We start from the raw sequence: 18,537 nt of genomic DNA, 5'->3' as shown, positions 1-18,537 counted from the left end.
TCGCCCGCGCGAAAGAAAGAATGCCAAGTCTCAAAGTAGAGATTGGGGCGCCAGGCATTGCCGAGATGCCCCCCACGCCAGTATGGCCGCCGATCAAGGGCCACGTTGGTCCTAGTACCTTGTCGGAGGGACAATGCTGGAACACTTCGATGCCCTGCACGCGGTTGCCGGCCTGTTGGTGGGCATTCTCGTGGGCCTGACAGGTGTTGGCGGTGGATCGCTGATGACGCCGATCCTGGTGCTGATCTTCGGGATCAATCCAGGTACGGCCGTGGGCACCGACTTGCTGTTCGCCTCGCTGACCAAAGTCGTCGGCTCGGCCGTGCACGGCAAGCGTGACAGCGTGGACTGGCGCATCGTCGGGCGCTTGGCCATGGGCAGCGTGCCCGCAGCGGTCGTCACGCTGTTGGTCATTTCCAGCTGGGGCAGGCCGCCCGCTTCGGCCAGCAAGATCATGCTCCTCGTGCTGGGCGTGATGCTGATCCTCACCTCGCTCGCCACGCTGTTTCAAAAGCAGATTGCCGCCTTTGCACAACGCAACGAAAGCGAAGGTGCCGCCGCGGCACGGGCGCCGTGGGCCACTGTGCTGCTGGGCGTGCTGCTGGGCGTGGCAGTCACATTGTCTTCGGTAGGGGCAGGGGCGATCGGGGTGACCGCGCTGCTGCTGCTCTATCCCGGCCTGCGCATCGCGCGCATCGTGGGCAGTGACATTGCCCACGCCGTGCCGCTGACGCTGGTGGCCGGCTTTGGCCACTGGATCATCGGTGACGTGAACCTGCTGCTGCTGGGTGCACTGCTGCTTGGCTCCATCCCCGGCGTTATCATCGGCAGCCTGTTGTCCACCCGCGCGCCCGATCGTATCCTGCGCCCGGCGCTGGCCGCCGTTCTGCTGGTATCGGGAATCAAGTTGCTGAGCTGATGGATACGAAGACGACGTTTTATCAAGGGTTTGGCGGCACGAGCCTGGCGCTGCACGAACTGGGCGAAGGCCGCCCGGTCATCCTGCTGCACGGCCTGTTTTCCTCGGCCCAGGTCAACTGGATCAAGTTCGGCACGGCGGCGCAACTGGCCGCAGCGGGGTTTCGCTGCCTGATGCCCGATCTGCGCGCGCATGGGCAAAGTGCCGCGCCGCATGAAGCAGAAGCCTATCCGCCCGATGTGCTGGCGCGCGATGTGGCGGCGCTGGTCGATGGCTTGGGCCTGGAAGACTTCGATCTCGTCGGCTTTTCGCTGGGCGCGCGCACCGCGGCGCGCAGCGTGATCGCCGGTCTTGCCCCGCGCAAGCTTGTCCTGGCGGGCATGGGGCTGGAAGGGCTGGCCGGATGGAACCAGCGCCTGGCCTTTTTCCGCAAGGTGATCGATGGCTTCGGCACGTTCCGCCACGGCGATCCGGAATATCTGTCGCAGCAGTTCCTGAAAACCAGCGGGGTGGATCGCGTGGCGGTGCGCCAGTTGATCGGCGCGATGGAAGACACCGACCCGGCCGCACTGGTGGCGATCGCCATGCCCACGCTGGTGCTGTGCGGCGATCAGGACAACGACAACGGCAGTGCCGACAAGCTGGCGCAGGCGCTGCCCAATGCTCGCCGCGCGACGATCCCCGGCACGCACATGGGCTGCGTCACCCGGCCCGAACTGGGCGCGGAACTGGTTTCATTCCTCACCACTTCGGCTTGACCTGAGGGCATTTGGGCGGCACCCCATGGCGCATGGCCGGGCGGCAAGCCCGCCCGCCCCTGCAGGGAGTGCCCCATTCATGAAAACCCTCGTTTCCACCGTGGCGCTGGTTGCGGCCGCGCTTGCCGCGCCGGCGGCCCTGGCTGCACCAGCCGCAACGCCCGCAGACGTCGATGCCTGGCTGGCCCAGGCGGACAAGGCCTATGCCGATCAGACCGTCACTTCGGGCCGCGCCGAGTGGGTCTATGAAACCTATATCACCGACGATACGGCCCAAATCACCGCCGATGGCGGCGCGACGATGAGCAAGCTGCAGGTGGCCCAGGCCAAGCAGGCGGCCGAATTTGCCAAAGTGCCCGGCCTTTCGCCCGAAACGCTGCGCAAGCTGACGATGATCCGCACCCAGATCACCAGCCCGGCGCCGTCGACCCCGGGCGCGGCGGAGCAGTTCTCGGCGCTCCAGGCCCGCATCCAGGGCATCTATGGCAAGGGTCATGGCACGCTGCGCGGCCAGCCGATCAACGGCAGCGACATCGAGGAAGCGATGGCCACCAATCGCAATCCCGAAGAGCTGAAGGAAATGTGGCTGTCCTGGCACGACAGCGTCGGCACGCCGATGAAGGCGGACTATGCCAAGATGGTCGACATCGCCAATGCCGGCGCGCGCGAGCTGGGCTATGCCGACACCGGCGCGCTGTGGCGCGCGAACTATGACATGAGCCCGGACCAGTTTGCCGCGCTGACCGAAAAGGTCTGGGGCGAAGTGCGCCCGCTCTACCAGCAACTGCACTGCTATGTGCGTGGCAAGCTCAACGCCAAGTATGGCGACGGCGTGCAGCCGAAGAAGGGCCCGATCCGTGCCGATCTGCTGGGCAATATGTGGGCCCAGGAATGGGGTGGCATCTATGACGTGGTGGCGCCGCAGGGCGCGGGCGACATCGGCTATGACTTGACCGGCCTGCTCAAGGACAAGGGCTATGACCCGCTCAAGATGGTCAAGACCGGGGAGGGGTTCTACACCTCGCTGGGCTTCCAGCCGCTGCCCGCCACGTTCTGGCAGCGTTCGCAATTCACCAAGCCGCGCGACCGCGACGTGGTGTGCCATGCCTCGGCCTGGGATCTCGACAATGTCGACGACCTGCGCATCAAGATGTGCATCAAGGTGGACGCGTCGGACTTCGTGACGATCCACCACGAACTGGGCCACAACTTCTACCAGCGCGCCTATAATGCCCAGCCTTCGCGCTGGTACATGGAAGGCGCCAGCGACGGCTTCCACGAGGCGATCGGCGATACCATGGCGCTGTCGATCACGCCCGATTACCTGGTAAAGCTTGGCCTGCTCGATCCGGCCAAGGTGCCGGGGCCGGACAAGGACATCGGCCTCCTGCTGCGCCAGGCGATGGACAAGGTGGCGTTCCTGCCGTTCGGCCTGCTGATCGACCGCTGGCGCTGGGGTGTGTTCTCGGGCCAGATCACGCCCGACAACTACGAAAAGGCCTGGAACGACATGCGGCTGCAATACCAGGGTGTGGTGCCGCCGGGGCCGCGCGGCGCCGATGCCTTTGACCCAGGGGCCAAGTACCATGTGCCCGCGGGTGTGCCCTATACCCGCTATTTCCTGGCGCGGATCCTGCAGTTCCAGTTCTATGAAGCGGCCTGCAAGGAAGCGGGCTGGAAGGGGCCGCTGCACCGCTGCAGCTTCTATGGCAATCCCAAGGTGGGCGCCAAGCTTGACGCCATGCTCAAGATGGGTGCGTCCAAGCCCTGGCCCGATGCGCTGCAAGTGTTCACCGGCACGCGCGAGATGAGCGGCGGGGCGATGCTGCGCTATTTCGCGCCGCTTTCGGCCTGGCTGAAAAAGCAGAACGCTGGCGCCGATTGCGGCTGGTAATTCTTGCGCCGCAACATGGCCACCAAGGCCTGAGACGAGGCCGGATTCTTGAGGAATCCGGCCTCTTTTCTTGTGCAGCGCACGCCAAGTTGCCGATTTCACTGGGTGAATTTCAGCGCTTGCCAGGCTGGGGCGAGTGTGAGACGCTTTCTTCAACAAACAAGAACACGATTGTTGAGGATGCTGGGGATGGAATTCAAACTTCCCGCCGTTGCCTGCGCTGTTGTTGGCGGCATCTTGCTGGCCACGGCGCCCTGCGCCCAGGCGGAAACGGTTTCGGCGATGACGCCGGCCAGCGTCGTCACCGCGCTCAAGGCGCAAGGCTATCAGGCCAGCCTGGGCGAGGATTCCTCGGGCGATCCGCTGGTCACGGCCGATATCGGCGGCTGGCGATCGCAAGTGGTGTTCTATGATTGCAACGAGGTGACCCATGGCGGGTGCCAGTCGCTGCAATTTTCCAGCAGCTTCCATCCCGAACGCCCGTTCGACGCGGAAAAGGCCGTGGCTTTCGTCAATGCCAACCGATTCGGCGCGGTTTCGGTGGCGGCAGACAAGTCGGTCACCGTGTCATGGGACGTGATCACCGGCAGCGGCATCGATACCTCGGTCTTTGCCATGGTGGTCAAATCCTATCGCATGGCGCTCGATTCGATCGGCAGCGAAGTGTTCCCCACCAGCGGCCATCCGCAACTGGCCAGCGCCGCGCGCTGAGGCTGGAGGGGCCCAAATTCCATCCGGGCCCCTCGCCGACATCTTACCGGAACGGCGGCTCGTTGAAGGCGCGCAGCTTGCGGCTGTGCAGGCGGTCGCCCTCGGCGCGCAGCAGGGCGCAGGCGGTGGTGCCGATTTCGAGGTGGGCAGCGATCGCTTCCTCGTAGAACCGGTTGGCCTGGCCGGGCAGCTTGATCTCGCCATGCAGCGGCTTGTCAGACACGCACAGCAGCGTGCCGTAGGGCACGCGGAAGCGATAGCCTTGCGCGGCGATCGTGGCGCTTTCCATGTCGATCCCCACCGCGCGGCTCAGGCTGAGGCGGCGGGCGGAATGGGCATAGCGCAGTTCCCAGTTGCGATCGTCGGTGGTGACGATCGTGCCGGTGCGCATGCGGGTCTTGAGGTCCGCCCCGCCGCTGCCGCTCACCACTTCGGCCGCCTGGGCCAGCGCCACCTGCACTTCGGCAATGGCCGGCACGGGAATTTCGGGCGGCAGTACATCGTCCAGCACGTGATCGTCGCGCAGGTAGGCATGGGCCAGCACATAGTCGCCGATCTTCTGGGTGGGGCGCAGGCCGCCGCAGTGGCCGATCATCAGCCAGGCTTCGGGGCGCAGCACGGCCAGGTGGTCGCAGATCGTCTTCGCGTTGGACGGGCCCACGCCGATGTTGACCAGCGTGATGCCCGAGCGATCAGGCCGGATCAGGTGATAGGCCGGCATCTGGTGGCGGCGCCAGGCGGTGTCGGACAGCCGCTCGCGCGCGTGGGCGGTGTGGGCATCCAGCGCCAGGCCGCCCGCGCCGGTCAGCGCCACGAAATCGTCCTGGCCCAGCTGGCGGCCCGCCCAGTCGACGAACTCGTCGACATAGCGGTGGTAGTTGGTGAACAGGATGTAGCGCTGAAAATCGGCCGGGTTGGTGCCGGTGTAATGCGCCAGGCGCGCCAGGCTGAAATCGGTGCGCAGCCCGTCGAACAGCGCAAGCGGCGCGGGCCCGGCCCCGCCATCCAGGCTGGCGTCGAGCGCGTCGGCAATCTCGTCACCGATGTGCGCCAGGTCGGTGGTGGGGAAGTGCTTGGCCAGTTCGTTGGGCGAAACCGTGCCAAAGCCCAGCGTGCCATCGACCACGTAGGGAAACGGGATTTCCTGGGTCGAGGCGGCCACTTCCAGCGTGACTTCGTAATCGACCATCAACAGGCCGAGCTGCTCTTCCAGGTAGGCGGCAAAGAGCGCGGGGCGGGTGATGGTGGTGGCATAGCTGCCCGGCCGGGTCAGGCGGCCAAACGCGCGGCCGGCGGCGGTGCCGTGGCTGACCCCGGCAAAATGCAGGCGCAGTTCGGGATAGCAATAGGCCCCGGCCTGGCGCGCGGCCGGATCGGGCAGCGTGCCATCGGCGATGTAGCGGGCAATATCGGCCCGCAGCCGCGCACAGGCCGCGTCGTGGCGGGCGGCGAGTTCGGCAATGATGGCAGCGGGGGAGGTGGCGGTGAAAGTGTCGCTTGCGTTCATGATCTTGGTTTAAAGCATCGTGCGAAAAAGTGGGAACCGGTTTTTCGCGAAAAACGATGCGGCCAAAAAAAGCCGCACGATGACAGCGCAAGGGCAGCGCCTTTCCAACGGGAACGGCAACAAAAAAGGGCGCCCCGCGAGGGACGCCCTTTTTGCGATGCCGGATCGGCCGCGAAGAAATCAGGCTTGCGCCTCGCCTTCTTCGAGCAGGTCGGCCGGGATTTCGCCCGGTTCGGCATTGGGATCGTAGTCTTCGGTGAAGCCACCGGTGTCGCCTTCGAACATGGCGTCGATCACGTCGACACCCTTCGACTGCAGTTCGGCTTCATCGGGCGAACGGGCCACGTTCACCTTGACGTTGACCGACACTTCGGGGTGCAGCGAAACGCGCACGTCGAAGACGCCGATGGTCTTGATCGGGCGTTCGAGCACGATCATCGACTTGGAAACCTTGGCGCCGGTGGCGACCAGGGCGTCGACGATGTCGCGCACCGAAACCGAACCATAGAGCTGGCCGGAGTTGGACGAGGCGCGGATGAGCACCACTTCCTTGCCTTCAACCGTGCCGGCTTCGCCCTTGGCTTCTTCGCGGCGGGCCGCGTTTTCAGCTTCGATGCGGGCGCGGTTGGCTTCGAAAACCTTGCGGTTCGCGTCGTTGGCGCGCAGGGCCTTCTTGTTGGGCAGCAGGAAGTTACGGGCGTAACCGTCCTTGACGGAGACTTCGTCACCGATGAAGCCGAGCTTCTCGATGCGCTCGAGCAGGATGATCTGCATGGCTGGCGCTCCTTACTTCACGATGTAGGGCAGGAGGCCGATGTGCCGGGCGCGCTTGATCGCCTGGCTCAGCTCACGCTGCTTCTTGGCCGAAACGGCGGTGATGCGCGACGGGACGATCTTGCCACGTTCGGACATGAAGCCCTGAAGCAGGCGCACGTCCTTGTAGTCGATCTTCGGGGCGTTCTTGCCCGAGAACGGGCAGCTCTTGCGGCGACGGAAAAACGGACGAGCCATGGCTTATTCCCCTTCGCGTTCGCGACGACGGCTGCGTTCGCGGTCGTTCTTGCGCATCATGACCGACGGGCCGGCTTCGTGTTCGTCCACGCGCACGGTCATGTAGCGGATGACGTCTTCGTTGATCGCGGTCTGGCGTTCCAGCTCGGCCACGACGCCCGCGGGGGCTTCGATGTTGAGCATCACGAAGTGCGCCTTGCGATTCTTCTGGATCTTGTAGGCCAGCGAGCGCAGGCCCCAGGTTTCGGTCTTGGTGACCTTGCCCTGGTTCGATTCCACGATTTCGGTGGCGGTGGCGGCAAGCGCATCGACCTGAGCCTGGCTCAGATCCTGGCGCGCCAGAAAGACATGCTCGTAAAGCGGCATGCTTCGCGTCCTTTATCTAGTCTAACCGATCGCTGGCTTGTCCGCGGGATTGCGGGGCCCCTCCGGCTTTCTTCGGGTTTCCCTTGCCGATTCGGTCGAAGGGAGCGTCGCCCTTAGCCGGTTCGCGCGGGAATGCAAGCAATCCATGATCAAGGTAGTATCTCGGCTGATTTTCAGACGCCTTTTGGACGATAATCGCGCAGGTCTAAGCATTGATCATAATCGGGCTGCTCAAGCCGAATCCACTCTGTCTTGTTAATCCCACGGTGGTATGTGGCGTTAGGGCCAGACGGGAAAGCTGAGGCAATCTCAATCGTCCTTCCCACGGCGTCAGCGGCGTCCCTGACGTCTGCGACTACCTCATTTAGATCTTGGTCTTGGCTGTATATCACCGCTACATCATATTGTCTTTTAATGGCGCACGTAACTATATCGAGTGCCAAGCGAACATCAATCCCTTTTTCTTGAGGAACTGTAATTTCTTGTTCTTGACCATTGCAGTCAAAAGCCTTCGTAGCACGATAACGAAGTGGTCTCGTAGTTACGTGTATGCCGGCACGTTTCATTGCCAGAATTCTGTTTGACCAATACCCAGCCCACATTGGCGATTCTTTCTCGCTAGGCACGCCAGTGTAAAATCGAACTAAGTTTGGTGTCCATCCCTTAGATGCACATACCATTCGATGCAGCTTTATTGGATCGTAGTTCGGGTGATGATGCCCGAATGCATCTTTGGCGTGCTGATATAAATTCTGGCCGTCGATGAAGGCCATTGCATATTTCGGCTTTTGCCCTGTCATGGTACACCAACTTAAAAACCCCGCCGGGGACCGATTCCGGCCAAGTCCGGCGGGGAGCTAGTGGCGGTGTTCTATCGTTATTGGTTTTATAAATGTCAAGTTGGATCAAGCCACCCGACGCTTCTTGTTAGAACCGCGGGGCTTTCGGCTATTTCATCGCGTCAGTTATAAATGGGCGGGCGGGGTTTCGGCACGCTGGCGGGGCGCCATGCGCTGCCCGCCAAAGACCAGCGCCAGCACCGGAATGCGCCGCACGACCAGGAAGACCAGGACCGACAGGCCCAGCACCAGCGCCGAAAGCGCGGCCCATTGCATCGTCGGGAACGGCCAGCCGGCAGCGCCCAGGCGGGCAACGGCCAGGATCACCAGCATCGTCACGGTCATGTGGAACAGGTAGATCGCCATGGCGCCATCGACCAGGAACGAGACGGCGCGGCTGGGCCGGTCGAACAGGTGGGCCAGCACGCGGAACACCACCAGGGCCATGGCATAAGTCAGCGCGCAGGCCAGCGCGCCATCGAGCACGCGCAAAAGCGGCGTGGGATCGGCTTCCCAGCCCAGATGCGGGCGCACCAGCGGGTCGAGCAGGAAATGCCCGATCATCAGCGGCGGCACGGCCAGCCAGGGCCAGCGCCCCTCGAACGCGAACAGGCGGTCTGCCAGCTTGAGCCGCCAGCCCAGCGCGCCGATGACGAAAGCGGGCAGGTATTGGAAATAGCGCAGCAGCAGTTCCTGGCCGATCACCGCTTCGTTGTCCTGCAGGCCCAGCACTTGCCCCAGCCAGGCCAGCCCCGCGCCCCAGGCGGCCAGCGCCACCAGGGGCACCGGCCATGTCCCGCGATCAAGGCCGAGCAGCGGGCGCCACAGGCGATCGGGCACGAATGCGCGCGCCGGGCGCAAGGCATACGTGAGGACAAAGCCCAACAGCACGACGAGGAACCACAAGTGCTCCACCGCCAGGGGCCAGCCATAGAGGCCCGGTGCCCAGGCCGGTGAAAGCATGACTTTGAGATGGTACTGGATCACCGCCAGGCTGGCGAGGCTGGCCACCAGCGGCAGGGCCACGCGCACCATCCGGTCGGCCAGCCACGACAGGCGCCCGCGCCGGGTGCTGGCCATGCCGGAAAAATAGCCGGCCAGGATGAAGAACGCCGACATGCGGAACGAATGGATGAACGACAGCCCGACGCCGAGCACCGGATTGGCCATCCACATGGGCAGGCCGGGCGACAGGATCATCGTGGCCGTGGTGCCGACGTGAAACGGAATCCCCAGCAGTAGCAGCACGGCCCGTGCGGCATCGAGATGGTGGAGGCGTTGCGGCATCACGCGGGATCAACCGGCAGGGCAGGGAAGCGGGGCAGGGGCCATGGCCCGCCCGTAACCGCATGGGCCGCGCGCGTCCATGGTCAAGCGTTTGCCTGCGCCCAATTGCCTGTGCCTCGCGGTGGACCGGCCGCCTGCGCTCAGGCCGCCTCGGCGGCGCCGGTATCGGCGGCCGTCGCGGCAGCGCGCGGGCGGCCCATGGCCATGCGGCGGTGATGCCCCACCGCAAAATCGCTGACCAGCGCGGCAAACACGGTTTCGTGCAAGGGGTGGTCGAATTCCAGGCCCGAGGTCATCGGTTCGGACCAGGCAACGAACGCCAGCTTGGGCTTGAGGCCGGGCAGCATGAGCATGATCGGCTCGCCGATGCGCTGCTTTTCCAGCCCTTCGATCCGCGCACCATAGGGCGTGAGATCCTTGAGCATGACCGTGGCGCGCACCAGCCCGTGCTTCACCCGCACCGGCAGTTCCACCCCGATGCGGGGAAAACGGCGCGCTTCGGCGCCAGTGGCGGCGGCGGTCATGCCGGGGCCGCCCTCGCGCGGGCCGGATTCGTCCAATTCCTGCTTGCGAAACATGATGTTCTCCGCTGGCCAATGCCCTTTGCCACGGAAGAACGGTGGTTGGGCGATGGCTTTCAGGCGGCGCGGCGCAATACGCAATCGCCCTTATCGCCTTAAATTGCCGCCAGCTGCTTTTCCACCAGGGCAATGGCGGCCGCCACGGCCGCCTCGCGCCCCATGGATGACGTATCGAGCAGGGCCGCGCCGGGGGCCTGGCGCAGGGGCGCGGTGGCGCGGCCCGCGTCGCGCGCGTCGCGGGCGGCGAGGTCTGCCTCGATTTCTTCGCGCGCCACCGTGCGGCCCTGTGCCTGCATTTCGGCCCAGCGCCGCAGTGCCCGCGCCGCCACGCTGGCGGTCACGAACAGCTTGGCCTCTGCATGCGGGGCGATGACGGTGGCGATGTCGCGCCCGTCGAGCACGGCGCCGCCCGGCTGGTTGGCAAAAGCCTGCTGGCGCGCCAGCAACGCGGCGCGCACGTCCGGATGGATCGAGACGCGGCTGGCCAGGCCCCCGCTTGCTTCCGAACGCAGTTCGGGATCGGCGAGCACGCTTTCGGGAAAGTCCGTGGCGGCCAGCGCATCGGCCGGATCATCCGGATTGCCGCCATTGAGCGCCACCTGGCGGCCGACTGCGCGATAGAGCAGGCCGGTATCGAGATGGGGCAAGCCGAAATGATCGGCCAGCGCGCGGGCGATCGTGCCCTTGCCCGATGCCGTGGGGCCATCGATGGCAATGATCATCGCGGGTTCGTCCTTCCTTCACGCATTCTTTTTTCGCGCAGGGCCTTGGCCAGGCCCCAGATCGCGATGGCCGACCAGAACCCCTCCAGCACCAGCGATGCAGGGTTGAGATTGACCATCAGCGAAACCGTCAGCAACGCGGCGCCGGCCAGGTTGGTGCCATGCTGCACGAACGGGTTGGGCTGGCGGCCGTTGGCGCTCTCGCGCGTGGTATAGGCATAGGCCAGGATGATGCAGGCCATGCCGATAAAGCCGCAGATATTGGCAAACACCGGCGAAAGCGTCATTGCCCCGTGGCCGTGGCGATCAACTGCTCGAACACCGGGAAGCTGGTCGCGATGGGACGCGTATCGTCCACTTCCACCCCGGCCGCGCTGGCCAGGCCAGCGACCGCCAACGACATGGCAATGCGGTGATCGAGATGGGTGGCCACGGGATGGTTGTTGGCACCGCGCAGCCCTTCGCCGCCGGTGCCGTCGATGATCAGGCCGTCCTCGGTTTCCTGCACGCGGGCGCCGGCCTGTTCCAGCGCGACGCGCATCACCGTGATCCGATCCGATTCCTTGACGCGCAGCTCTTCCAGCCCGCGCGTGATCGTGCGGCCTTGGGCATGGGCGGCGGCCACGAACAGCACGGGGAATTCGTCCACCATGCTGGGCACCACTGCGGGATCGACATCGATTCCCGTGAGCGTGGAGGCGCGCACGCGCAAGTCTGCCACCGGCTCCCCGCCCACGTCGCGGCGGTCCAATTCCTCGATGCTGCCGCCCATCTGGCGCAGCACGTCGAACAGCGCGGCGCGGGTGGGATTGAGGCCGACGTTCTCGATCACCAGGTCAGACCCCGGCACGATCAGCGCCGCCACGGCAAAGAATGCGGCCGACGATGGATCGCCGGGCACGGTGATGGTCTGCGGTTTGAGTTCGGCTTCGCCGACCAGGCGGATCACGCGGGCGCCGTCGCTATCGAGTTCGACCGACAAGTCGGCGCCAAAACCGCGCAGCATGCGTTCGGAATGGTCTCGCGTGGGCACCGGTTCGATCACGGTGGTGATGCCGGGCGTGTTGAGCCCGGCAAGCAGCACCGCGCTTTTCACCTGGGCCGAGGCCACGGGCAGGCGATAGGTGAGGGGCACGGGCGTGGCTGCGCCTTCCACGATCAGCGGCAGGCGCCCGCCGGGATAGGCGGTGAAGAGCGCACCCACTTGGCTGAGCGGATCGATCACCCGGCCCATCGGCCGCTTGGACAGGCTGGCATCGCCCACGAAGCAGGCGGTGATCGGATGGCTGGCGACCAGGCCCATCAAGAGGCGGGTGGACGTGCCGGAATTGCCCATGTCGAGCGCGCCGTTGGGTTGCAGCAGGCCGCCCACGCCCACGCCCGCGACCAGCCAATCGCCATTGGCCTGGCGTTCGATGGTGGCGCCCATCGCGCGCATGGCGGCAGCGGTGGAGAGCACGTCTTCGCCCTCCAGCAGCCCGGTCACGCGGGTTTCGCCCACGGCCAGCGCGCCCAGCATGATCGAGCGGTGGCTGATCGACTTGTCACCCGGCACGCGAATCCGGCCCTTGAGCGGCCCCTGGGCGGCAAAGCGGCGGGGGCGCATGAGGGCGGGATCGGAATGGGTGCTCACGGATCGATCTTTCCAAGAATGCCAAAGGGGCCAAGAATGCAAAAGAGGCTGCAAAAACGCGCGGCTTTTGACAGCGCGCGGCCACTATGGCAAGGCGCCCGCCGCAGTCTGTCATGCGCACGCTTGATTTCCGGGCAACGCGCATACAGATGGTCTTTGGCAAGACGCTTTTTTGCTTTCGGTCCGTGCCCCAATGGCGGCGGGCGAGCTTTTCGAGGATTATCCATGGTCAAGCCTGAATGGGGCGCCAAGCATAGCTGTCCGAAGTGCGGCACCCGCTTTTACGACCTCGGCAATGCCGATCCGGTGACGTGCGTGGAATGCAAGTATTCCTGGCATCCCGAGCCGGTGCTCAAGTCGAAGCAGCCGATCCCCTATGAAGAGATCCAGAAGGAAAAGGTCGAGGCGGATGCCGACGTCGATCTGGCCGACGAGGATCTGGACATCGACGACGATGGCGATTCGCCCGACAACGACGTGGACCTGGGTGGCGACGACGACTTGGGCGTGGGCGCGCACGACGGCGAGGACGAGGAAAACTAAGCCTTTCGGGGTTGCCCGGGGATGTCCACAAGACATTTCCGGGACGCCCGCGAAAATCGGCAGGCGGCAAAAAAAGCCTCTTGCCAGCCGTCAGCCTCTCCCTTAGAGGCGCGGCTCCCGGCGATGATCACCACTTGGTGGCATGGCCGGACAGGGTGCCTCCCAGGGTGTCCTGGCAGACGATTTGGGGCCGTAGCTCAGCTGGGAGAGCGCTACAATGGCATTGTAGAGGTCAGGGGTTCGATCCCCCTCGGCTCCACCAGTCTGCGAAAGTTCTTGGATTAACAGGAACTTCGTCTCTTGTGGACGTCAATGCTGGAACACGTGGGGCCGTAGCTCAGCTGGGAGAGCGCTACAATGGCATTGTAGAGGTCAGGGGTTCGATCCCCCTCGGCTCCACCAGTTCCGGATCAAAAAAGCCCCGCCATGTGCGGGGCTTTTTGCGTTTCGGCCTTATTCGCGCTCGGGCACTGGCACGTTGAAGCCGTTGAGCGTGACCGAGACCATGGCATAGAGCCCGACCAGGAAGATCAGCTCGTTGAGCCCGTCCTGGCCAAAGGTTTCGCGCGCCAGGGCATAGACCGGCTCGGGCAGCACGCCGCCGCGCGCCAGGGCATAGGCCAGGTCGAACGCCACGCTTTCATCGGGTGCAAGGTCCGCCGGCTTGAGATCGGCGGTCAGCGTGGCGAGGCGCTGTGCGCTCATGCCGTCCTTCTCGGCCACGGCGACATGGGCATAGATCTCATAGGCGGCATCGAATCGGGCGCCCACCGCCAGGATCACCACCTGGCGCACGCGATCGGGCACGGTCGCCTCTGCCGTCAGGGCCAGCGTCAGGTCCCAGATCGCCTTGCCGATGCGCGGGGAATGCAGCCAGGGATTCCACGGACCCATCAGCGCGCCGGAATCATCGATCACCTTGAAGGCGTTGAAATTGCTGGCGATGCCTTGGCGCATCGCTTCGTAGAGCGGCTTCTGCTCGTCGGTCAGTTGGGCCGGGGGAATGAGGGGCAGGCGCATGGGCGCTCCTTTTTTGTGCGGTGCAACAGGTCCCGCGCCTGCAATGCACCATGCGCCTGCCGGTTCCGTTGATCTGTGTTCGGATGGTTCGGCGCCGGCCCGCTCCCCCACCCGACCTCCCATAGGGTACTATCGTTGGGAGCTCGGGTGGGGGAGCGGGCCGGTTCCGAACCCAAAATTCGCCTTGCGGCGAATTTTGAACCAGATCTTTACATTCTCAGCCCGATTTCGCGCAGGCGCTGCTGCAGGTACTCGTCCGCCGTGATCGACACGGGATAGCGATCGGGGGTCTCCGCGGTGATGCACTGGGGCAGGGTGTGGAACGCGAAATCGCTGCGCAAGTGCAGGAAGAACGGCATCGAATAGCGGCTGAACTCGGCCCGCGCGCCATCGGGATTGCGCACCCGATGCGTGGTGGAGGGCAGCACGTGGTTGGTCAGGCGCTGGAGCATGTCGCCGATGTTGACCACCAGGGCGCCCGGCGGGGGCGAAACCTCGATCCAGCGGCCATCGCGGGCGAGCAGCTCCAGCCCCGCTTCCTCGGCCCCCAGCAGCAGGGTGATGAGATTGATGTCTTCATGGGCGCCGGCGCGGATGGCGCCATCGGGCGCGCCGGGCACCGGCGGATAGTGCAGCAGGCGCAGCACCGAATTGCCATCGGCAATCGCGGGATCGAACCAATGCTCGTCCAGCCCCAGCCACACCGCGATGCGCGCCAGGATGCGGGCGCCCACGTCGTCGAAGGCGGCGAACAGGGTGGTGAAGGTGTCGCGGAAACCCTCGGGCTCGCTTGGCCAGACATTGGGCGGCATGGCCGCCGCCAGCGGATGGCCGGCCGGCAGATCGCGGCCGACATGCCAGAATTCCTTGAGATCGCTGACTTTCGCGCCCTTGGCGATTTCGGTGCGAAACGGCGTATAGCCGCGCGCACCGCCGATGCCGGGAATGGCATATTCGCGCTTTTGCGAATCGGGCAGGGCAAAGAATGCCTGCGTCTGCGCCCAGGCGTGCGCCACCAGATCGGGATCGAGCCCGTGATCCTTGACCATGGCAAAGCCGAACTGCTGGAAACTGGCGCCAAGATCGCGCGAAAGCGTGGCCGGATCGGCCGCAAGGGACAAGACGGGCAGGGTATCGAGGTTCATTTGGCTCCCCAGGGGAAAATGCGGTATGGGCGCGCCTTCCAACCCATTTTCCGCAAGGTTTCCATGATCGAGATCAGTGCCGATACCCAGCTTTGGCTGATGAAGTCCGAACCCGACGTGTACGGCTGGGACGATCTGGTCAACGAAAAGGAGGGAACCTGGGACGGCGTGCGCAACCATCTGGCAGCGCGGAACCTGCGGACGATGAAGGAGGGCGATCTGGCGTTCTTCTATCATTCCAACATCGGCAAGGAAATAGTTGGCATTGCAACCATCAGCGTGCCCGGCCTGACCGACCCGACCGATCCCGACGGCAAATGGGCGGCGGTCAAGGTCAAGCCGGTGGCCAAACTGGCCAATCCGGTCACCCTCAAGACGATCAAGGCCACGCCCGAACTGGCCGAGATGGAACTGGTGCGCCTGTCGCGCCTGTCGGTCTGCGCGGTACGGCGTGATGAATGGGACCATATCCTGGCGATGGCCGGCGGAACGGTTTAACGCGCACGACAACGGCCTGTCGCATCGCATGGAACCAACCGGGCGCCTGGGGCGTAGTTGGCTTCGAAGGATGCGGCCGGCTCCCCCCTCTCCCGGCCGCATCCGAACCTTTAAAATCAAGGAGATGCACCATGGGTGAACTCAAGGATCGCGCCAAGGGCCTGGCCAACGAAGCGGTTGGCAACGTCAAGGAAGCCGCCGGCAAGGCGACCGACAACGCCAAGCTTCAGGCCGAAGGCCTGGCCCAGCAGGCCAAGGGCAAGACCCAGCAGGCTGCGGGCAAGGTGAAGGGCGCTCTGGGCGACGACATCTGATCGCTGCGCTACAGTCCCTGACATGACACGGCGGGCCGTCCTTTTCCCGGGGCGGCCCGCTTCGTTTGTGGGCCCTGTCCCATGGCGATACGCCTGCAGCAGCGCACGTGCAGCGCGGGCAGTGGCATCATGGTTAATATTGTCTAAACAGGGCGGGCATGTTCGATTCCGCCCCTCATCCCGCGCCCCGATCGGGCAGCGTCTTTGGCAAGGCGCCGGGCCATCCGTTCCGGGCCACGCTGCCGCGCCGCGTGCTCTTGCCGATGCCGGTGCACGAGCCCGAAGTGCTGGCAGCCATGGAGCGCGCCGCATTGCGTTCCCAGCCTGTGGACTGGAAGCGCATCACGTTGCAGGACGTGAAGGAATTCCTGATGGCCTATTGCGCCTGTTTCATGGCGATCATGGCCTTCATCAGCTGAACCAGCTTTAGCCGACCATTTCGTCGAATGTGTGCGCCTCGCGCTCGCCCAGGTGCACGCGCTCGGCGCGATAGAGCAACCACCCGAGCCAGGCCGAAATCAGGCAGAGCACCCCGGTCAGCAGCAACTGGTCGACGATGCGCACGCCGGCGGCCGTCAACCCCATCGCCAGCAGCGAGCCCACCAGCATGGCCGCCGAATTGACGATGTTGTTCGCCGCAATGGTGCGCGCTGCCTCGCACTTTTCCACCACCGTGGTGAGGAAGGCATAGAGCGGCACGATGAACATGCCACCGGTGATGGCGATGCCCAGCAGCGTGCCCACCAGTGGCACGGCCAGCGGCGCGGTGATGAACCCGGTCAGGTTGAGCAAGCCGCGCTGTTCGGGCACCGGCCAGGCCGCGCAGACGAAGTGGAAGCCGGCCACGAACAGCCCGGTGCCCACCACGCAGGCCGGGGCATAGCGCGCCGAAACCGTGCCCTTGAGCAGCCGGTTGATCGAGATCGAGCCGATCGCGATGCCCACGGAAAAGATCACCAGGAACAGGCTGGCCACTTCCTTGCTGCAGCCCAGCACGTTCTTGGCGAGCGGCGGGAACTGCACGAACAGGATCGCGCCCACGGCCCAGAAAAAGCTGATCGCGGCAATCGCCAGGAACACGCGCGGGTGGCGCGTGGTGGAATGGACCAGGCGATAGAGCGAGACGACCTGGTCTGCCACAACCACCGGCACCAGGCCCACGGCGCGCACCAGGCTGCGCGGGCGTGCCAGGAACGGGCGCAGCAAGGGCAGGGCCAGCGGTTCGTCCAGCTTTTCAGGCGGGGCATCGGGCACGCTGCGCCCGGCGAAAAAGCCGATCAGCGCCGTCACGATCACCGTGATCGCCGCTGCCGGGGCAGAGATGTAGCCCGCCACGATAGTGCCGGCCAGAATCGCCATGTAGGTGCCCGCTTCGACCAGACCGGTGCCGGCCAGGACTTCATCGGCGTGCAGGTGCTGGGGCAGGATGGCGTACTTGATCGGGCCAAAGAACGTGGAATGCACGCCCATCGCAAACAGCGCCAGCAGCATCAGCGGAATGGCGATGCCTTCGACGTGGAAACCCTTCCACGCCAGCAGCAGGCCGGCCGCGCCCACGCCCATGATCCCGATCTCGCAGGTCTTGACGATGCGGATGATGCGGGCCTTGTCGCGCATGTCGGCCAATTGGCCCGACAGCGCGGACAGCGCCACGAAGGGAATGATGAACAGCGCCGTCGCCATGCCGGAAAAGTGCGCTTCGGCTTTTTCCGAATTGTACACGCTGAACACCACGAACAGCACCATGGCGTTCTTGAACAGGTTGTCGTTGAACGCGCCCAGCAACTGGGTGACGAACAGGGGCAAGAAGCGACGGGCGCGAAGGAGATGCGTTGTGGTGGTCATTCTAAATGTTGCCGGGCATCCCTGGTCTCTGTTCCGCCTGCCTTAGCGCCCCACGCGGGGGGGGCAAGGGGCAAGCGAGGCACCACGCGGGATTTGCCCGCAGCCTGTCGTAAATGGGTGGCGCCCGAACGATCGGCAAGATGGCCGAGCGCAAGATCGGCCATGCCAGCCGTATGGTGCACAAACCGTTTCCATGTTTGCGGCCAGCGCCGTATTGCGTAACGACCATGCTGACGTTGCCCAACATTCTCACGCTTTCGCGCATTGTCGCCGTGCCGCTGCTGGTGGCCCTGCTGTGGTGGCCACACTGGCCCACCGGCTATGCCCTGGGCTTTGCCATGTATTGCCTGATGGGCGTGACCGACTATTTCGACGGTTACCTCGCCCGCGCGCAAGGCGCGGTGTCGAAGCTGGGCGTGTTCCTCGACCCGATTGCCGACAAGATCATGGTCGCCGCCGTGATCCTGGTGCTGACCGCACAGGGCGTGCTGACCGGCCCTTATGTTGGCGACATGCACGTGATCGCCGGCCTCGTCATCCTGCTGCGTGAGATCGCGGTTTCCGGCCTGCGCGAGTTCCTGGGCGGCATCCAGGTTTCGGTGCCGGTGTCCAAGCTCGCCAAGTGGAAGACCACGTTCCAGATGGTCTCGCTCGGCTCGCTGATCCTGGGCTGCGCCACGCCGTGGTGGACGCTGACCCTGTCGGGCATCGTCATCAACGTGCCGCACACGGTGGGCCTGGCGACGCTGTGGGGCGCAGCGGGGCTGACCGTGATCACCGGCTGGGATTACCTGCGGGTTGGTTTGAAGCACATGGATTGAGTGGGGCTTCGGCAGCCGGCGTTAGGTTTATCGCAGCGGAACAGCGGGACCCCGGATCAAGTCCGGGGTGACGAAGGATGATACCGTCACCCCGGACTTGATCCGGGGTCCCGCTACTTCATC

Annotated in this window: 22 protein-coding genes and 2 tRNA genes; 11 read left to right on the top strand and 13 right to left on the bottom strand. The window is 64.8% G+C overall.

What is annotated here, in order from left to right:
• Positions 1-133: 133 nt before the first annotated feature.
• The 4 genes from R9J51_RS18925 to R9J51_RS18910 all read left to right on the top strand — a co-directional run bounded on the left by R9J51_RS18925 (position 134) and on the right by R9J51_RS18910 (position 4,282).
• Positions 134-919: a sulfite exporter TauE/SafE family protein gene (locus tag R9J51_RS18925; RefSeq protein WP_169475963.1), complete on the top strand. Its 786-nt coding sequence runs from the start codon at positions 134-136 to the stop codon at positions 917-919.
• Positions 919-1,677: an alpha/beta fold hydrolase gene (locus R9J51_RS18920; protein WP_169475964.1), complete on the top strand. Its 759-nt coding sequence runs from the start codon at positions 919-921 to the stop codon at positions 1,675-1,677. The genes R9J51_RS18925 and R9J51_RS18920 overlap by 1 nt, the downstream gene beginning before the upstream one ends.
• 79 nt (positions 1,678-1,756) lie before the next feature.
• Positions 1,757-3,571 (top strand): M2 family metallopeptidase, encoded by a 1,815-nt coding sequence (locus tag R9J51_RS18915; protein ID WP_179505387.1) that lies wholly within the window; start codon positions 1,757-1,759, stop codon positions 3,569-3,571.
• A gap of 189 nt (positions 3,572-3,760) precedes the next feature.
• Positions 3,761-4,282, top strand: coding sequence for a YbjN domain-containing protein (locus R9J51_RS18910; protein WP_179505386.1), 522 nt, complete (start codon positions 3,761-3,763; stop codon positions 4,280-4,282).
• Between the two features lie 43 nt (positions 4,283-4,325).
• Here the strand turns inward: R9J51_RS18910 and R9J51_RS18905 are convergent, their stop codons facing one another.
• The 10 genes from R9J51_RS18905 to aroA form a co-directional block, all read right to left on the bottom strand.
• Positions 4,326-5,789, bottom strand: a complete 1,464-nt coding sequence (locus R9J51_RS18905; RefSeq protein ID WP_168556738.1) for an AMP nucleosidase — start codon at positions 5,787-5,789, stop codon at positions 4,326-4,328.
• Positions 5,790-5,969: 180 nt separating this feature from the next.
• Positions 5,970-6,563, bottom strand: a complete 594-nt coding sequence (gene rplI, locus R9J51_RS18900; protein WP_179505385.1) for a 50S ribosomal protein L9 — start codon at positions 6,561-6,563, stop codon at positions 5,970-5,972.
• Between the two features lie 12 nt (positions 6,564-6,575).
• Positions 6,576-6,800, bottom strand: coding sequence for a 30S ribosomal protein S18 (gene rpsR, locus R9J51_RS18895; RefSeq protein ID WP_011445073.1), 225 nt, complete (start codon positions 6,798-6,800; stop codon positions 6,576-6,578).
• Between the two features lie 3 nt (positions 6,801-6,803).
• Positions 6,804-7,166 carry a 30S ribosomal protein S6 gene (gene rpsF / locus R9J51_RS18890; RefSeq protein WP_179505384.1) on the bottom strand — a complete coding sequence of 121 codons (363 nt, stop codon included), beginning with the start codon at positions 7,164-7,166 and terminating at the stop codon, positions 6,804-6,806.
• A 173-nt stretch (positions 7,167-7,339) separates the two neighbouring features.
• Positions 7,340-7,939: an NYN domain-containing protein gene (locus tag R9J51_RS18885; RefSeq protein ID WP_432787669.1), complete on the bottom strand. Its 600-nt coding sequence runs from the start codon at positions 7,937-7,939 to the stop codon at positions 7,340-7,342.
• A gap of 192 nt (positions 7,940-8,131) precedes the next feature.
• Positions 8,132-9,292, bottom strand: a complete 1,161-nt coding sequence (locus tag R9J51_RS18880) for an acyltransferase family protein (protein WP_179505382.1) — start codon at positions 9,290-9,292, stop codon at positions 8,132-8,134.
• A 140-nt stretch (positions 9,293-9,432) separates the two neighbouring features.
• Entirely contained in the window at positions 9,433-9,870 is a 438-nt protein-coding gene (locus tag R9J51_RS18875; RefSeq protein WP_179505381.1) for a PilZ domain-containing protein, read from the bottom strand.
• Between the two features lie 98 nt (positions 9,871-9,968).
• A complete protein-coding gene (locus tag R9J51_RS18870; RefSeq protein ID WP_179505380.1) occupies positions 9,969-10,595 on the bottom strand; it encodes a cytidylate kinase in 627 nt (208 codons plus the stop codon).
• Complete coding sequence (locus R9J51_RS18865; protein ID WP_179505379.1) at positions 10,592-10,882, bottom strand: CBU_0592 family membrane protein; 291 nt, start codon at positions 10,880-10,882, stop codon at positions 10,592-10,594. Before R9J51_RS18865 ends, R9J51_RS18870 begins: the two co-directional genes overlap by 4 nt.
• A complete protein-coding gene (aroA, locus tag R9J51_RS18860; RefSeq protein WP_179506561.1) occupies positions 10,879-12,201 on the bottom strand; it encodes a 3-phosphoshikimate 1-carboxyvinyltransferase in 1,323 nt (440 codons plus the stop codon). Before aroA ends, R9J51_RS18865 begins: the two co-directional genes overlap by 4 nt.
• A 252-nt stretch (positions 12,202-12,453) precedes the next feature.
• Here aroA and R9J51_RS18855 point away from each other — a divergent pair, with 252 nt between their 5' ends.
• The 3 genes from R9J51_RS18855 (at position 12,454) to R9J51_RS18845 (ending at position 13,173) form a co-directional block, all read left to right on the top strand.
• On the top strand, positions 12,454-12,771 hold the full coding sequence (locus tag R9J51_RS18855; RefSeq protein ID WP_168556744.1) for an FYDLN acid domain-containing protein: 318 nt from the start codon (positions 12,454-12,456) through the stop codon (positions 12,769-12,771).
• Between the two features lie 186 nt (positions 12,772-12,957).
• A tRNA-Ala gene (locus R9J51_RS18850) sits at positions 12,958-13,033 on the top strand.
• 64 nt (positions 13,034-13,097) lie between these two features.
• Positions 13,098-13,173: transfer RNA gene (locus R9J51_RS18845), tRNA-Ala, on the top strand.
• Between the two features lie 51 nt (positions 13,174-13,224).
• On the opposite strand, the gene R9J51_RS18840 is transcribed toward R9J51_RS18845, so the two are convergent.
• On the bottom strand, positions 13,225-13,791 hold the full coding sequence (locus tag R9J51_RS18840) for a carboxymuconolactone decarboxylase family protein (protein WP_168556745.1): 567 nt from the start codon (positions 13,789-13,791) through the stop codon (positions 13,225-13,227).
• A gap of 209 nt (positions 13,792-14,000) precedes the next feature.
• Positions 14,001-14,936: an isopenicillin N synthase family oxygenase gene (locus R9J51_RS18835; protein ID WP_179505378.1), complete on the bottom strand. Its 936-nt coding sequence runs from the start codon at positions 14,934-14,936 to the stop codon at positions 14,001-14,003.
• A gap of 63 nt (positions 14,937-14,999) precedes the next feature.
• Between R9J51_RS18835 and R9J51_RS18830 the strand changes: the two genes are divergently transcribed.
• The 3 genes from R9J51_RS18830 (at position 15,000) to R9J51_RS18820 (ending at position 16,167) form a co-directional block, all read left to right on the top strand.
• Positions 15,000-15,434: an EVE domain-containing protein gene (locus R9J51_RS18830; RefSeq protein WP_168556747.1), complete on the top strand. Its 435-nt coding sequence runs from the start codon at positions 15,000-15,002 to the stop codon at positions 15,432-15,434.
• A gap of 131 nt (positions 15,435-15,565) precedes the next feature.
• Positions 15,566-15,748 (top strand): CsbD family protein, encoded by a 183-nt coding sequence (locus tag R9J51_RS18825; protein WP_168556748.1) that lies wholly within the window; start codon positions 15,566-15,568, stop codon positions 15,746-15,748.
• A gap of 158 nt (positions 15,749-15,906) precedes the next feature.
• Positions 15,907-16,167, top strand: a complete 261-nt coding sequence (locus R9J51_RS18820) for a hypothetical protein (protein WP_168556749.1) — start codon at positions 15,907-15,909, stop codon at positions 16,165-16,167.
• Between the two features lie 7 nt (positions 16,168-16,174).
• Here the strand turns inward: R9J51_RS18820 and R9J51_RS18815 are convergent, their stop codons facing one another.
• Positions 16,175-17,593, bottom strand: coding sequence for an MFS transporter (locus tag R9J51_RS18815; RefSeq protein WP_169475974.1), 1,419 nt, complete (start codon positions 17,591-17,593; stop codon positions 16,175-16,177).
• 227 nt (positions 17,594-17,820) lie between these two features.
• On the opposite strand from R9J51_RS18815, the gene pgsA reads away from it, so the two are divergent.
• Entirely contained in the window at positions 17,821-18,414 is a 594-nt protein-coding gene (gene pgsA / locus R9J51_RS18810) for a CDP-diacylglycerol--glycerol-3-phosphate 3-phosphatidyltransferase (RefSeq protein ID WP_168556751.1), read from the top strand.
• Positions 18,415-18,537 lie beyond the last annotated feature (123 nt).

The sequence above is a fragment of the Novosphingobium rhizosphaerae genome, assembly GCF_050920675.1.
Taxonomy (GTDB): Bacteria; Pseudomonadota; Alphaproteobacteria; order Sphingomonadales; family Sphingomonadaceae; genus Novosphingobium; species Novosphingobium rhizosphaerae.
The sequence above is the reverse complement of the archived record's forward strand: the minus strand, read 5'-3'. Positions and strand labels throughout refer to the sequence as shown.

Coding starts and splice junctions, on each gene's coding strand:
- R9J51_RS18925 (WP_169475963.1), top strand. CDS start 134: ATGCTGGAACACTTCGATGCCCTGCACGCGGTTGCCGGCCTGTTGGTG.
- R9J51_RS18920 (WP_169475964.1), top strand. CDS start 919: ATGGATACGAAGACGACGTTTTATCAAGGGTTTGGCGGCACGAGCCTG.
- R9J51_RS18915 (WP_179505387.1), top strand. CDS start 1,757: ATGAAAACCCTCGTTTCCACCGTGGCGCTGGTTGCGGCCGCGCTTGCC.
- R9J51_RS18910 (WP_179505386.1), top strand. CDS start 3,761: ATGGAATTCAAACTTCCCGCCGTTGCCTGCGCTGTTGTTGGCGGCATC.
- R9J51_RS18905 (WP_168556738.1), bottom strand. CDS start 5,789: ATGAACGCAAGCGACACTTTCACCGCCACCTCCCCCGCTGCCATCATT.
- rplI (WP_179505385.1), bottom strand. CDS start 6,563: ATGCAGATCATCCTGCTCGAGCGCATCGAGAAGCTCGGCTTCATCGGT.
- rpsR (WP_011445073.1), bottom strand. CDS start 6,800: ATGGCTCGTCCGTTTTTCCGTCGCCGCAAGAGCTGCCCGTTCTCGGGC.
- rpsF (WP_179505384.1), bottom strand. CDS start 7,166: ATGCCGCTTTACGAGCATGTCTTTCTGGCGCGCCAGGATCTGAGCCAG.
- R9J51_RS18885 (WP_432787669.1), bottom strand. CDS start 7,939: ATGGCCTTCATCGACGGCCAGAATTTATATCAGCACGCCAAAGATGCA.
- R9J51_RS18880 (WP_179505382.1), bottom strand. CDS start 9,292: ATGCCGCAACGCCTCCACCATCTCGATGCCGCACGGGCCGTGCTGCTA.
- R9J51_RS18875 (WP_179505381.1), bottom strand. CDS start 9,870: ATGTTTCGCAAGCAGGAATTGGACGAATCCGGCCCGCGCGAGGGCGGC.
- R9J51_RS18870 (WP_179505380.1), bottom strand. CDS start 10,595: ATGATCATTGCCATCGATGGCCCCACGGCATCGGGCAAGGGCACGATC.
- R9J51_RS18865 (WP_179505379.1), bottom strand. CDS start 10,882: ATGACGCTTTCGCCGGTGTTTGCCAATATCTGCGGCTTTATCGGCATG.
- aroA (WP_179506561.1), bottom strand. CDS start 12,201: ATGCGCCCCCGCCGCTTTGCCGCCCAGGGGCCGCTCAAGGGCCGGATT.
- R9J51_RS18855 (WP_168556744.1), top strand. CDS start 12,454: ATGGTCAAGCCTGAATGGGGCGCCAAGCATAGCTGTCCGAAGTGCGGC.
- R9J51_RS18840 (WP_168556745.1), bottom strand. CDS start 13,791: ATGCGCCTGCCCCTCATTCCCCCGGCCCAACTGACCGACGAGCAGAAG.
- R9J51_RS18835 (WP_179505378.1), bottom strand. CDS start 14,936: ATGAACCTCGATACCCTGCCCGTCTTGTCCCTTGCGGCCGATCCGGCC.
- R9J51_RS18830 (WP_168556747.1), top strand. CDS start 15,000: ATGATCGAGATCAGTGCCGATACCCAGCTTTGGCTGATGAAGTCCGAA.
- R9J51_RS18825 (WP_168556748.1), top strand. CDS start 15,566: ATGGGTGAACTCAAGGATCGCGCCAAGGGCCTGGCCAACGAAGCGGTT.
- R9J51_RS18820 (WP_168556749.1), top strand. CDS start 15,907: ATGTTCGATTCCGCCCCTCATCCCGCGCCCCGATCGGGCAGCGTCTTT.
- R9J51_RS18815 (WP_169475974.1), bottom strand. CDS start 17,593: ATGACCACCACAACGCATCTCCTTCGCGCCCGTCGCTTCTTGCCCCTG.
- pgsA (WP_168556751.1), top strand. CDS start 17,821: ATGCTGACGTTGCCCAACATTCTCACGCTTTCGCGCATTGTCGCCGTG.